Source organism: Paracoccus sp. pheM1 (assembly GCF_018499825.1).
Lineage (GTDB): Bacteria > Pseudomonadota > Alphaproteobacteria > Rhodobacterales > Rhodobacteraceae > Paracoccus > Paracoccus versutus.
In genome coordinates this window covers 760,500-772,853 of the sequence record NZ_JAGXCX010000002.1, presented here as the reverse complement: position 1 = coordinate 772,853, position 12,354 = coordinate 760,500, and the positions used below count along the sequence as shown (strand labels likewise).

14 protein-coding genes and 1 pseudogene are annotated in these 12,354 nt (G+C 65.7%); 11 read left to right on the top strand and 4 right to left on the bottom strand.

What is annotated here, in order from left to right; translation table 11 throughout:
- The first annotated feature begins 169 nt into the window (after window positions 1-169).
- The 5 genes from KF941_RS17905 to KF941_RS17885 are packed head-to-tail and all read left to right on the top strand — an operon-like array spanning window position 170 to window position 4,482.
- Window positions 170-724 carry a MarR family winged helix-turn-helix transcriptional regulator gene (locus KF941_RS17905; protein ID WP_114537925.1) on the top strand — a complete coding sequence of 185 codons (555 nt, stop codon included), beginning with the start codon at window positions 170-172 and terminating at the stop codon, window positions 722-724.
- On the top strand, window positions 721-1,239 hold the full coding sequence (locus tag KF941_RS17900) for a flavin reductase family protein (protein WP_036758286.1): 519 nt from the start codon (window positions 721-723) through the stop codon (window positions 1,237-1,239). The genes KF941_RS17905 and KF941_RS17900 overlap by 4 nt, the downstream gene beginning before the upstream one ends.
- 22 nt (window positions 1,240-1,261) lie before the next feature.
- Complete coding sequence (locus KF941_RS17895; protein WP_036758288.1) at window positions 1,262-2,734, top strand: 4-hydroxyphenylacetate 3-hydroxylase N-terminal domain-containing protein; 1,473 nt, start codon at window positions 1,262-1,264, stop codon at window positions 2,732-2,734.
- A gap of 27 nt (window positions 2,735-2,761) precedes the next feature.
- Window positions 2,762-3,148: a cupin domain-containing protein gene (locus KF941_RS17890; RefSeq protein WP_214274098.1), complete on the top strand. Its 387-nt coding sequence runs from the start codon at window positions 2,762-2,764 to the stop codon at window positions 3,146-3,148.
- Complete coding sequence (locus KF941_RS17885) at window positions 3,148-4,482, top strand: amidase (protein ID WP_214274097.1); 1,335 nt, start codon at window positions 3,148-3,150, stop codon at window positions 4,480-4,482. Before KF941_RS17890 ends, KF941_RS17885 begins: the two co-directional genes overlap by 1 nt.
- Before the next feature lie 30 nt (window positions 4,483-4,512).
- On the opposite strand, the gene KF941_RS17880 is transcribed toward KF941_RS17885, so the two are convergent.
- Window positions 4,513-5,214, bottom strand: a complete 702-nt coding sequence (locus KF941_RS17880) for a GntR family transcriptional regulator (protein WP_166435422.1) — start codon at window positions 5,212-5,214, stop codon at window positions 4,513-4,515.
- A 16-nt stretch (window positions 5,215-5,230) separates the two neighbouring features.
- Window positions 5,231-5,914: a DUF2848 domain-containing protein gene (locus tag KF941_RS17875; protein WP_214274096.1), complete on the bottom strand. Its 684-nt coding sequence runs from the start codon at window positions 5,912-5,914 to the stop codon at window positions 5,231-5,233.
- 172 nt (window positions 5,915-6,086) lie between these two features.
- Here KF941_RS17875 and KF941_RS17870 point away from each other — a divergent pair, with 172 nt between their 5' ends.
- The 6 genes from KF941_RS17870 (at window position 6,087) to KF941_RS28400 (ending at window position 11,252) form a co-directional block, all read left to right on the top strand.
- Window positions 6,087-7,385, top strand: a complete 1,299-nt coding sequence (locus KF941_RS17870) for an ABC transporter substrate-binding protein (RefSeq protein WP_036758296.1) — start codon at window positions 6,087-6,089, stop codon at window positions 7,383-7,385.
- Between the two features lie 68 nt (window positions 7,386-7,453).
- Window positions 7,454-8,353: a branched-chain amino acid ABC transporter permease gene (locus KF941_RS17865; protein ID WP_036758298.1), complete on the top strand. Its 900-nt coding sequence runs from the start codon at window positions 7,454-7,456 to the stop codon at window positions 8,351-8,353.
- A gap of 3 nt (window positions 8,354-8,356) precedes the next feature.
- Entirely contained in the window at window positions 8,357-9,304 is a 948-nt protein-coding gene (locus KF941_RS17860; protein WP_072463299.1) for a branched-chain amino acid ABC transporter permease, read from the top strand.
- The gene (locus KF941_RS17855; RefSeq protein ID WP_036758301.1) at window positions 9,301-10,065 is read left to right on the top strand and encodes an ABC transporter ATP-binding protein; all 765 of its coding nucleotides are present in this window, start codon (window positions 9,301-9,303) and stop codon (window positions 10,063-10,065) included. The genes KF941_RS17860 and KF941_RS17855 overlap by 4 nt, the downstream gene beginning before the upstream one ends.
- Window positions 10,065-10,757, top strand: a complete 693-nt coding sequence (locus tag KF941_RS17850) for an ATP-binding cassette domain-containing protein (RefSeq protein WP_214274095.1) — start codon at window positions 10,065-10,067, stop codon at window positions 10,755-10,757. The genes KF941_RS17855 and KF941_RS17850 overlap by 1 nt, the downstream gene beginning before the upstream one ends.
- Window positions 10,758-11,063: 306 nt before the next feature.
- Entirely contained in the window at window positions 11,064-11,252 is a 189-nt protein-coding gene (locus KF941_RS28400; protein ID WP_214274094.1) for a hypothetical protein, read from the top strand.
- Between the two features lie 251 nt (window positions 11,253-11,503).
- Here the strand turns inward: KF941_RS28400 and KF941_RS28570 are convergent, their stop codons facing one another.
- Window positions 11,504-12,001, bottom strand: coding sequence for a DUF2274 domain-containing protein (locus KF941_RS28570; RefSeq protein ID WP_346429011.1), 498 nt, complete (start codon window positions 11,999-12,001; stop codon window positions 11,504-11,506).
- A 2-nt stretch (window positions 12,002-12,003) separates the two neighbouring features.
- Window positions 12,004-12,348 (bottom strand): annotated as a pseudogene (locus KF941_RS17830) (TrbI/VirB10 family protein); the annotation flags it as partial.
- Window positions 12,349-12,354: the final 6 nt, after the last annotated feature.

The window sequence follows — 12,354 nt, the reverse complement described above, 5'->3', positions numbered from 1 at the left end:
GACAGCCGCTCACGGCGATTGCCTTCTTTTCCGCGAGCGGGTGCGCCGGAAGCGCCGCCTGCTCGCCTTTCTCTGCGCCTCCGCCCGAAAAGCGCCGATCCGACAAAAAATAGCTTTACAGCTTAGCATTCTCAATTAATCATCTTCTGAAATATCACAGGATGATCTGATGATTCGCAGGGATGCAGAACTGCAGGAGCAGGGGTTGACCGTCAGCCGCGACGAATTGCTGGACCATGGCTCGGACGACGGTTTCCGCGACATGCTGCATGACATGCTGTCGGTCTTTGCCGGGCTGGAGCATATGCGCGACCGCTTCGGCACCTTTCTGGGCCTGTCGGGGCCGCAATACACGATCCTGGCGGCGATCCGGCAGTTCCAGGGCGAGAAGGGCGTCGGCGTGAAGGAACTGGCCGACCATCTTGGCCTGTCCGGCGCCTTCATCACCATCGAGACCAAGCGGCTGGCGAAGCTCGGGGTGATCCACAAGAAGACCAATCCCGCGGACCAGCGCCGGGTGAACCTGACCCTGACCCCGCGCGGTGTCGCGCTGCTGCTGCAGCTTGCCCCGTTGCAGCGCGAGGTGAACGACACGCTCTTCGAACCGCTCTCGGCCCAGGATTTCCGCCTGCTCTGCAAGATCATGCGCCGGATGCGGGCAAGCGCCGGGCGCGCGGCCACGCTGGCCGATTACCTGCTGGACGATGGAAAGGACGAGAAATGACCGTCACCGACCCGCTCGCCTTGCGCCGGACCCTCGGCCAGTTCCCGACCGGCGTCTGCATCATGACCGCCCGTCTCGGCGACGAGTTGCTGGGCATGACGATGAGCTCGTTCAATTCGCTGTCGCTTGATCCGCCGCTGGTGCTGTTTTCCATCGACCGCAAGGCCCGCGGCCTGCCGGCATGGGAGGCGGTAGAAAGCTATGCCGTCCATGTTCTGGCCGAGAACCAGCAGGCGCTGTCCAACCGCTTTGCCCGGCCGGGCGCGAAATGGCAGGGGGTGGATTACCGGCCCGGCCATGGCGGGGCGCCTCTGCTGCCCGGCGCCGCGGCTGTCTTCGAATGCGATGCCCATGCCCGCTGCGACGGCGGCGACCATGTGCTGTTCCTTGGCCGGGTCCGCCGCTTTGCATCCCATCCCGAGCGGCCGCCGCTGGTGTTTGCGCAGGGCCGCTATGCCTCGCTGCACCAGGGCGAGGCGGCGCCGTCGCTCTGGCCGCTCGACATCCATTACTGACAATCACCAACAGGAGAGCCTGATGTTCAAGACCGGACAGCAACATGTCGAATCCTTGCGCGATGGGCGCAGGGTTTTCATCAACGGCGCCGAGGCCGGGGATGTGACCGAACACCCCTCGTTCCGGCGAACCGTTCAATCGGTGGCGCGGATGTATGATTTCCAGTCGCGCCCGGAAAACCTGGACCTGATGACCTTCGAGACCGATACCGGGTTTCGTGCCAACCGGATCTGGCAGTTGCCGCGCAGCTATGCCGATCTGGTCGAGCGCCGCCGGGCGCTGGAGGCCTGGACAGAACTGCATGGCGGTTTTCTGGGCCGGGCGCCCGATCACGTCGCCTCGTGCATCGCCGGCATGTATATGGGGCTGCCGCTATTCGAGGCGCATGACCCCGCCCGCGCCAAGGCGCTGTCGGATTACTATCACTATGCGCGCGACAACGAACTTTACCTGACCTATGTGATCATCAACCCGCAGGCGGACCGCTCGAAAGCCGCGCATGAGCAGGCCGATCCGTTCCTGACCGCCGGCGTCGTGGATCAGGACGCCGAGGGCATCACCGTGCGCGGCGCCAAGATGCTGGCCACCGGCGGCATCGTCGCCAACGAGGTCTTCGTGACCTGCATCCAGCCGCTGCGCGAGGGCGAGGAACGCTATGCGATCTCTTTCGCCATCCCGATGAACGCCAAGGGGCTGAAGATCCTGTCGCGGAAATCCTACGAGGAGCATGCCGGAAACGTCTTCGACTATCCGCTGGCCTCGCGTTTCGACGAGAACGACGCGGTGCTCTATTTCGACGACGTGAAGGTTCCGTGGGACCGGGTCTTCGTCAACCAGGATCTCAAGCTCACCTCGGGCCAGTTCCACGCCACCCCGGCGCATGTCTATCAGAACTATCAGGCGCAGATCCGGCTGATGGTGAAGATGCGCTTCCTGATGGGCATCGCGCGCAAGATCGCCGAGACCAACGGCATCATCGCCTTCCCGCAGGTGCGCGAGACGCTGGGCCAACTTGCCGCGCAATGCACCATGGTCGAGGCTTTCGTCCATGCGCTGGAGGCCAAGGGCAAGATGGTCAACGGCTATTATGTGCCCGACGGCTCGATGCTGTATTCGGCGCAGGTGCTGACGCAGCAGAACTACAATGCCTTCATCGGCGCGCTGCGCGATCTGGCCGGCGGCGGGCTGATCATGCTGCCCTCGTCGCTGGAGGATTTCGGCAATCCCGAACTGCGCGCCCTGATCGGCAAGACCCAACAATCGCCCACCACCGATTCCGAGGGGCGGGTGAAGTTCTTCAAGCTGGCCTGGGATGCGATCGGCTCGGAATTCGCCTCGCGTCACACCCAATACGAGATGTTCTATGCCGGCGCGACCTTCGTGACCAAGAACCACTCGTTCCGCACCTTCGACTGGGACGGTGCCACCGGCCTCGTGGACCGCATGCTCGACAGTTACTCCCTGGAGGCCGAGCTGGCCCAGGTTTCGCAATAGCCCAATTCCGCAGCAAAGGAGGCATTCATGGCCATCGACAAGGAACACAAGGAATTCCACGCCATCGACATGGAAACCGAGGGCTGGCACACGCCGCCGGGCTATCCCGCCGGCATCCAGCAGAAGATCCTGGCCGGCAGGCTGGACGAAGAGGCCAAGGTAGGCAATCGCACCCGGCTGCTGCGCTTTCAGCCCGGCGTCTTTACCACCGCGCCTTTCGTTCATGACTACTGGGAAGAGGTCTATCTCGTCTCGGGCGACCTGACCGTGGGCAATGACGAGAACGGGGATGGCGGCGAATCCTTCCAGGCCAACACCTATGCCTGTCGTCCGCCGGGGGCCTATCACGGCCCGTTCAAGTCCGAGAACGGCTGCGTGCTGATGGAGATCCACTATTACGATCAGGACAAGTGATGGAGCCCGTCTCCGTTCTGGCCCGCCGCATGGCGGCGGGCGAATTGTCCGGCACGGCGCTGGCATCGGCTTGCCTGGACCGCATCCTTGACGGCGATGGCGAGGGACGCCGCACCTTTACCATGATCGACCCCGACCGCAGCCTTGCCATGGCCGGCCTGGCCGACCGGATGCGGGCCGAGGGGCGGGCTTCGTCGCCGCTGGCCGGGGTGCCCGTCTCGATCAAGGCGCTGTTCGACATCCAGGGCAAGGTGACGACGGCCGGGGCCAGGGTGATGGAGCAGGCGCCGCCTGCCCGTGCCGATGCCGAGGCGGTGCGGCGGCTGCGCATGGCCGGGATGGTGGTGATGGGCCATACCAACATGACCGAATTCGCCTATTCCGGGCTGGGGCTCAATCCGCATTACGGCACGCCCGGCAATCCGGCCGATCGCAGCCGCATTCCGGGCGGGTCGTCCTCGGGGGCGGCGGTTTCGGTCGCGGACGGCATGGCGGCGGTCGGGCTGGGCACCGATACCGGCGGCTCGTGCCGCATCCCGGCGGCGCTCTGCGGCCTTGTCGGTTTCAAGCCCACGGCGCGGCGGGTGCCGCGCAGCGGCGTGTTCCCGCTGTCGCACAGCTTCGATTCCGTAGGGTCCATCGCCCGGACGGTCGAATGCTGCGCCCTCGTGGATGCCGCGCTGGCGGGCGAGCCGATCGCCGCACCGGATGCCGCGCCGCTGTCGGGGCTGCGCTTCGCGGTGCTGGAGAATTACGTCACCGAGGACATGGATGACGCCGTCGCCCGCGCCTTCGAGGCCGCCTTGCGCCGGATCGAGGCCGCAGGGGCACGGCTGACCCGCATCCGCCTGCCCGACCTGGACCGGCTGCCGGAGCTGAACGCCCGCGGCGGCATCGTCGCGGCCGAGGCGCTGGAGCGGCACCGCGAGCGCCTGGCGCGGTGCGAGGCCGGCTATGACCCGCGCGTCGCCATCCGCATCCGCAAGGGCGAGACCCTGCGGCCGGGCGAATATGCGAGCCTGCTGGAAGCCCGCCTTGCCATGATCGGCCGGGCGAACGGGATCACCGCGGATTTCGCGGCGGTGCTGATGCCGACCGTTCCGATCATCGCGCCCGAGACAGCGGCGCTGGAGGCCGACGACGCGCTTTTCGGCGCGACCAACCTGCTGGCGCTGCGCAATCCGACGGTGGCGAATTTCCTGGACCGCTGCGCGATCTCGCTGCCGCTTCCCGTCGACGGCCTGCCGGTGGGGCTGACGCTGATGGGCGAAACCCTGGCCGACCGCGACCTGCTTGCGTTCGCGCGCGGCGTCGAACGGGTGCTGGCCGCCTGAACCGGCGTCCCCGGCGCAGCCAGCCGGGGATCAGCCGCGCAGGTTCTGCTGGGTCAGGTTCTTGTGGAAGGCCGAGATATGCTCGCGCATCGCCTTCTCGGCCGCCTCGGGGTCATGCGCCCGGATGCCCTCGACGATGGCGGCATGCTGCTCGCAGACGCGCAGGTTGTGGTCGGGCGCGCGCAGCGACAGGAACCAGAACCGCAACGAGCGGTCGTGCAGGTTGCCCAGGAACTCGGCAAGGATGGTGTTGCCGGCGATGCCGCTCAGCAGCCGGTGGAAGTCCCGGTCGCATTCGATCATCTGCTCCAGGTCGTGGTCCTGCGCGGCCCGCCATGTCGCGGCGACATTGGCGTCGAGCTGGGCGATTTCCTGCGGCGTGGCCTTTTGCGCCGCCCAGTTCGCTGCCTGGGCCTCGTTCAGAAGCCGCATCTCGATGATCTCGACCAGGCTGTCCATGCTGATCGGCGCGACCACCACGCCCTTGCGCGGCATCACCTCGACCAGGCCGTCGACCGTCAGCCGGTCGATGGCCTGAAAGACCGGGGTGCGGCCGATCTGAAGCTGCTCGGCCAGGTCGGCCACGGTCACCGCCTCGCCGGGACGCAATTCGCAACTCACGATCCGCTTCTTGATTGCCTCATAGGCTTGGTCGCGCAGGGACAGTTTCCTGACCCCGCGTTTCGGTCCTTGCCGCGAATCCTCGATGACGGGATCGGAGTTGCGATCCATTGGGGCCTCGATGCTGTTAGCCGCTGATCGGCAGTTCCTTGATTTCATAGACCAGATGCAGTTTGCGGGAAAGCACCGGGTCCTCCAGCTCGCATTCGAAGACCTCGCCCGGCCGGATTCCCCCGATGGCGGGCGTGGTTCCGCCCAGGATCGCGGTGCCGTCGGGAAGGTCCGCGCCCTGGGTGTAGCGTGCGATGACATCCGCCGGGTCCAGCAGCCCGGCCACCGTGCCCTCTTGATAGAGGCTGCGCTTGCCGTCCGCGGTCAGCCAGCTGCGGATGATCAGCGAATCCCAATGCGGCGCCACCTCGTCGAAGGGCCAGACCTCGGCGCCGACCGGCTTGTCGCACATCTGCTTGGACACGGTGATGCCGTAGGTCTCGACCTCGCGGTCGGTATGGTCCGAGCCGATGCCGACATAAAGCTTGCCGCCCTGCGCGATGATCACCGTCTCGACCTCGCCCGAAGAGGCGCTGCCGTTGCATTCGATCCGCCCCCCGGTCGTCAGCCGATTCGCCGCGACGCGGTAGAAGGTCGGGGTCGTCTCGGGACGTTTCACCCCCAGCGCCTCCAGTTCGCGGATGTGATGCTCCATCGCCTCCTTGTCGCGCCCGGCCCAGCCCGCGATGACCAGGTCGTTGATTTCAAAGCATAGCGGCGTGCTGCCCGACAGGCTTGCGACATTCATGTCGATTTTCAAGGGATGCTCCTTTGCTTGGCAGTTTTCCCAAGATGCGGGTGCCGGCCGGCTGAAAGGGTTTGCGAACGCGCCTGGCCGACATTCCGTCTTGACGGGTCCAGCATTAATGTGCTTGTGATATTTTACAAGATGAAAATATATCGCAACGGACTTGCCAACAGGGAACCTCACCATGCCGAAACCCAAGTTTCGACTTGCCATGACTGCTGCCGCCGCAGCCGCGCTGATGACCGGCGCGGGCTGGGCGCAGGACAAGCCCGCCCGCCTCGACCTGGGGGTATTCACCTTCCTGTCGGGCCCCTCGGCCGCCTATGGCCTGCCGGGCAAGCAGGGCGCCGAACTGATGATCGAAAGGATCAATGCCCAAGGCGGCATTGGCGGCGTGCCCGTCTCGGCCACCTATGTCGATGAGGCGCAGGGCGCCGAAGGCGTGATCGCCGAATATCGCCGCCTTGCCGAAGGCGGCAGGGCACAGGCGATGATCGCGGCGCTGTCCTCGGGCAATTGCCTGGCGCTGTCGCCGCTGGCCGACCAGCTGAAGATGCCGACCATCGGCTGGAACTGCGACACCCACCAGCTTTTCCTCAAGGACCAGCCGGATTATTTCTATCGCCCGAACGGCAACACCATCGCCGAGTTCATGGCCTATACGCTGTATTTCCTGCAGCAGCATCCCGAGGTGAAGCGGGTCGCCATCATCAATCCGGACTATGCCTTCGGCCATGATGCGGCCGAGATCGTGAAGGCCACGCTGAAGGCGGTCAGGCCCGAGGTCGAGATCGTGGCCGAACTCTATCCCAAGCTCGGCGCCTCGACCTACCAGACCGAGATCTCGCGCCTGTCGGCGGCGCGGCCGGATGTCGTGTTCTCGAACCTCTGGGGCGGCGATCTGGAGAATTTCGTGCGCCAGGCCGGCCCGCGCGGCCTGTTCCGGCAAAGCGCGGTGGTGCTGGCGCTGGGCGAGACGGTGATGCAGCGGGTCGACCTGCCCGAAGGCACCATCGTCGGCGTGCTGGGCGACGGCTGGTGGATGTCGCCCGATGCAAGGACCATCGGCGAGGCCGAGCCCTTTGCCGCCGCCTATCGCGAGAAATACGGCAGCGATCCGGTCTTTCCCACCATCAAGATGGCCAACAGCCTGATCGTGCTGAAAGCCGCCTATGAAAAGGCCATCTCGGACAATGACGGCGCCTGGCCCGATCGCGAGCAAGTCGTCGCCGCGCTGGAAGGGCTGTCGGTCCAGACCCTGACCGGCACGACCACCTTCCGCGACGACAATGACGGCGTGGTCGACCAGGTGATCGGCACCGTCGGCAGGGCCGAGGGCGTCGACCGGCCGGTGATGACAGGGATGGTGCGCTATGACGGCGAGGCGCTGCTGGCGCCGGTGGGGCAGGATCCCATCGCCTGGATCGGCACGCTGACGCCCGATTTCCTGGCCGACCTGCCCCGGCCGGGCAGCTATAACTAGCGCCTCGTGCCGGGCCGGCCATGGCCGCCCGGCACGCCTTCCATTCCGATACATCAGCAGGAAGGGTCATGTTCCAGACCATCGTTCCACTTTTCGTGGATGCCCTTGCCAATGCCGCGCTCATCTTTTTCGTGGCGTTCGGGCTGACACTCGTCTTCAGCGTCCTGCGCATCCTGAATGTCGCGCATGGCAGCTTCTATTCCATCGGCGCCTATGTTTCGGCCAGCATCGGCCTGTGGATCGTCAGCGCCGGCCTCAATCCCTGGCTGACCTTTCCGGCGTTGCTGGTTTCGGCGGCGCTGGTGGCGGCGCTTTTCGGCCCGCTGATCGAGCGGACGCTGGTCCAGTGGACCTATGGCCGCGGCGAGGCGGTGCAGATCCTGATGACCTTCGGCCTGTTCCTGATCCTCGAGGATTTGCAGCGGCTGGTCTTCGGCGTCTCGTCCTATTACGAGGACACGCCGGTGGCGCTGCTGGGCAGCATCGAGATCGGCGGCATCATCTACCTGAACTATCAGCTTCTGCTGATCGCGCTGGCCGTCGTGGCGCTGGTCGCGATGCGGGTGTTCATCGGCCATACCCGCATGGGCCGGCTGCTGGCGGTGGTGGTCGCCGACCGCGAGATATCCGAGGCGCTGGGCATCGACACGCGGCGGATGTTCACCATCGCCTTCACGCTGGGGATCTTTCTCGCGGCGCTTGGCGGTGCCTTGGCGACGCCGACCGCCGGGGTCGCGCCGGGCCTTGGCGCCGACACCATGGTCCTGGCTTTTGCGGTCGCGGCCATCGGCGGGCTGGGCCAGGTCGAGGGCGCGGCACTGGCCGCGGTCATCGTCGCGGCGGCCCGCGTGCTGGCGATCTATTTGTTCCCGGCACTCGATGCGGTGGCGCCCTATCTCGTGATGCTGATCGTGCTGCTGGTCCGGCCCTATGGCCTGTTCGGCAAGCCTGCCATCCGGAGGATCTGAGCGATGCGCAAACCCATTCCCCTGCTTGTCGCGGCGCTGGCGCTGCTGCTTCTGGTTCCCGTGGCCTTTCCCCACCTGAAATTCGTCATCACGCTGGCGGTGGCCAAGGGATTCGCCGCCCTCGGCGTCGCGCTTTTGCTGAGGGGCGGGCTGATCTCGCTGGGCCATGCGATGTATTTCGCCATCGGCGCCTATGCGACGGCCTTTCTGGGCAGCAAGGCGGGGGTAAGCGACCTCGTGCTGCTGCTGGTCGCCTCGACGGCGGTCGCGGCGCTGGCGGGGCTGGTCTTCGGCGCCTTTCTGGTGCGCTACCGGGCGATCTTCTTCGCCATGCTGAACCTTGCCGTGTCGATGGTGATCTTTGCCCTGACCTCCAAGCTCTACGGCATCACCGGCGGCACGGACGGGTTGCGCGTCGCGGTTCCGACCGTGCTGGGCTGGGCGCCGGGCAAGGCGGCCTTCGACGGTTTCCTGTTTTATCTCTGCATCCTGCTGATGGTGGTGCTGGGCTGGCTGGTGCATCGCTATCTGCAAAGCCCGCTGGGCCATGCCCTGTCGGCGATCCATACCAACGAGGTCCGGCTGGAATATCTGGGGGTCTCGGCCTGGCAGACCCTGCTGACCTCCTACACCATCTCGGCGGCGCTGGCGGGCCTGGGCGGCGCGCTGGCCGCCATGAGCATCGGCCACGTGCTGCCGGAGTTCGCCTTCTGGACCGAATCCGGCCATCTGGTGCTGACCGCCGTGCTGGGCGGCATCGGCGGGGTCGCCGGGGCCTTCATCGGTTCGGTCTTCCTGGAGATCCTGCATACCGTCGCCGTGGGGGTGGCCGCCGAGGCCTGGAACCTCATCATCGGCCTGGCGCTGATCGGCGTCATCTTCTTCCTTCCCCGCGGCATCTACGGCCTGATCGAGGCTCGCCGCGGCTCGACCAAGGAGACCGGACTGTGACCAGCAATTCCGCATCCGCGCAGCCGCTTCTGCGGGCCGAGGATCTTGCGATCTCCTTCGGTGCGATCAAGGCTGCCGATGGCGTGGACTTCGCCCTGCAAAGGAACGAGTTCGTCGCCATCATCGGGCCGAACGGCGCCGGCAAGACCACCTTCCTGAACCTTGTGACCGGCTATCTGAAACCGCATCGCGGCAATGTCTGGCTGGACGGGCGGCCCATCACCCGGATGGCGCCGCGGCGCATCTCTCGCCAGGGCATCGCCCGCGCCTTCCAAATCCCGCAGCTTTTCACCGATCACAGCCTGATCGACAACCTGATGCTGGCCATCGCTGCGCGCGAAGGCATCTGGCAGGGGCTGACGCCCCTGAACCGCAGGGCCTATCGCGACGAGGCGATGGAGGTGCTGGAGCTGCTGGGCCTTGCCGCCGATGCCGAAACGATGACCGGCACATTGCCCGAGGGCCTGCGCAAGCTTGCCGACATCACGCTGGCCTTTGCGCTGAACCCCAAGCTGCTGGTGCTGGACGAGCCGACTTCGGGCGTGTCCTCGATCGAGCGTTTCCGCATCATGGAGACGCTGATGAACGCCATGCGCCGGCGCGGTCTCTCGGCGCTTTTCGTCGAGCACGACATGGAAGTGGTGCAGAAATACGCCGACCGGGTGGTGGTCTGGAACGCCGGCCATGTCATGGCCGAGGGAACACCCGCCGAGGTGATGAGCAATCCCGAGGTTCTGGAAAGCGTCGTGGGGGTGGTGTGATGCTGACGGTCAGGAATCTGAAGGTCGAGATCGCGGGGGTCGAGGTGCTGCGCGATGTCGGCTTCTCGCTGGCGGCGGGAAAGGCCACGGTGATGGTCGGGCGCAACGGGGCGGGCAAGACCACGACCCTGCGCGCGATCATGGGGCTTTTGCCGTGGAAGGCCGGCTCGGTTCGCATCGACGGAACGGAACTGGGGCCGCTGCCGGGACACGCCCGCGCCGGGCTTGGGATCGGTTATGCCCCCGAGGACCGGCGCCTGATCGCCGATTTCACGGTCGAGGAGAACATCCTTGTCCCCGCCCTGGTGCGGCGGATGTCCGCGGCAGAGCGCACGCACAGGCTGGACGAGGTCTACAGCCTGCTGCCGCAACTGGCGGTTATGCGGGCGCGGCCGGGCGGCGGCGTGTCGGGTGGGCAGGGCAAGATCGTGGCGCTGGGCCGGGCGTTGATGCTGGCCGACAAGGTGCTGCTGCTGGACGAGCCGTTCCAGGGCCTGGCCCCCGCGCTGGCGCTGGAATATGCCCGCACCCTTGCCCATCTGCACAGCAACAAGCGCGATATCGCCATTCTGGTCACGGAATCCAGCCCCAAGCTGCTGAACTCCATCGCCGATGCGACCTTGCATATCGAGCGCGGCGAAATAGAAAGCCTCGCGTCGCCTGGCGATGTCGGAGGATTGCAGCATGCTTGAAGCCATGCGCATCATCCTGGAACACTGGCGACAGGGTAATGCATTTGCGACCTTGCCGGACGAGACAAGGTCGAAAGCCGGCCCGGAAACCCTTGCGGGACCTGAACAGGCAGCTGGGTGCAGCGGGCATCCTGCCGAGCCCCTCCCAGCGCGGTCGTTGCTAGCTGACGATCGTGCGGCTCCGGCGTTCGGTTCAACAGACATCGTTTCAGGACGCGGTCACAGATGCAGAAGCCCGCGTGGAGAAGCTGATGGGGCGGACCGCCGTCCTGCTGCCGACCTGGACCCTGACCCGTGGTTGAGGCGATGAGAGGTGCGGCCTTCATCGTTGCCATGCCGGCGCGGCGACCGAGGTTTGGATCCCCAGCCGAGCATAACGTCGGCCATCTCCCTCGCGCCAAGCTGGAACGGGCCGGCTTCCATCGGCAGCTGGACCCAACCAACAGCCTGAACCCCGACATTGGCCAGGCCTCGGAATCCATGCCTCGGTGCTGAATTCGTGGGTTCAGACCCAGTATTTTCTGCATATCGATCATTTGGAAGAGATCCGTGCCTTCCTGCCGAATGTCGTGGAGGTCTCGGCTTGCAAGACGGCCGGATAGTGGAGCGAGCAGGCGCTCTGCGCATCGCCCAAAGGCCATCGGCTGCGCGACCGGGAAACCCCGCGTTGGGAAGTCATTGCCAGCGAGGTGTTCCTTGTCCCGTCGAGAGGCGCCGAACTCGACGTCTACTTCCAGGGGAAGCTCTCAGGCAGAGGGGGTGATCGTCGCATGTGGATACAGTCCGTCGGCCGGGAAAGCCTTCTCGACATGGTGTCCGACGGCTTCTGCGTGGCATTGCTGCTGTCTTCGGCGGCCCAGCAGAGACGCGAGGGCGTCGGGTCCATCCCCCTGGCGGAACTCCAGGAGCCGGTCAGGTTCAGCGCGGTATGCTCTCAACCCCACGCGAACCCGGTCGCACGGCGGCTCCTTAAAATGGCACGCCGGAAGGCCGGAAATCGCGGACCAGAAAATGGCCTGATAGCCTTGCGATGAGCCGGTCCGCCTGTCTCGCCTCGCCTTTGCATACCCCCGATCCGTGATGACGAGGCGCTCCGGCATCGGTGCGACGACGGGCGTCCTTCCGGATTCACGCCCAAGGATCTGCCCGTAAGCGACAAGATCGAGAAACGGCGCCGCGGACAGTTCGATGGCCAGTTTCATCGGCTTGTCATCGGCAACGGGTCCGAGCTTCAGCTTTACCATGATCAACCTCCCTGTGGTTCCAGGACCAAATCCCGCGTCACCGGAATCCCGACCGGAAAGCCCTGCCGGATGGTCAGGGTCGGCGCGATCTGCAACCGGCGCTCGACGATCTGCTGGCCGGCATCGGTGATGATCCCGTCGGCGCGCTCGCGGGTGGCGCGGACCAGGGGATCGTCGTCCTTGCTGCCGATCTCGGTGCCGATGGCGAGAACGGTCGAGAGACCGGCAGCCTTGGACATTTCCGCACAGCGGTAATCGACGCCGTCCTCGAGCCCGGTAAAGTCCTGCGCATCGGTGCCCGGCGAGCGTTCCAGCACCAGGGAGCGGCCATCGGGAAAGATCAGCCTACAAGA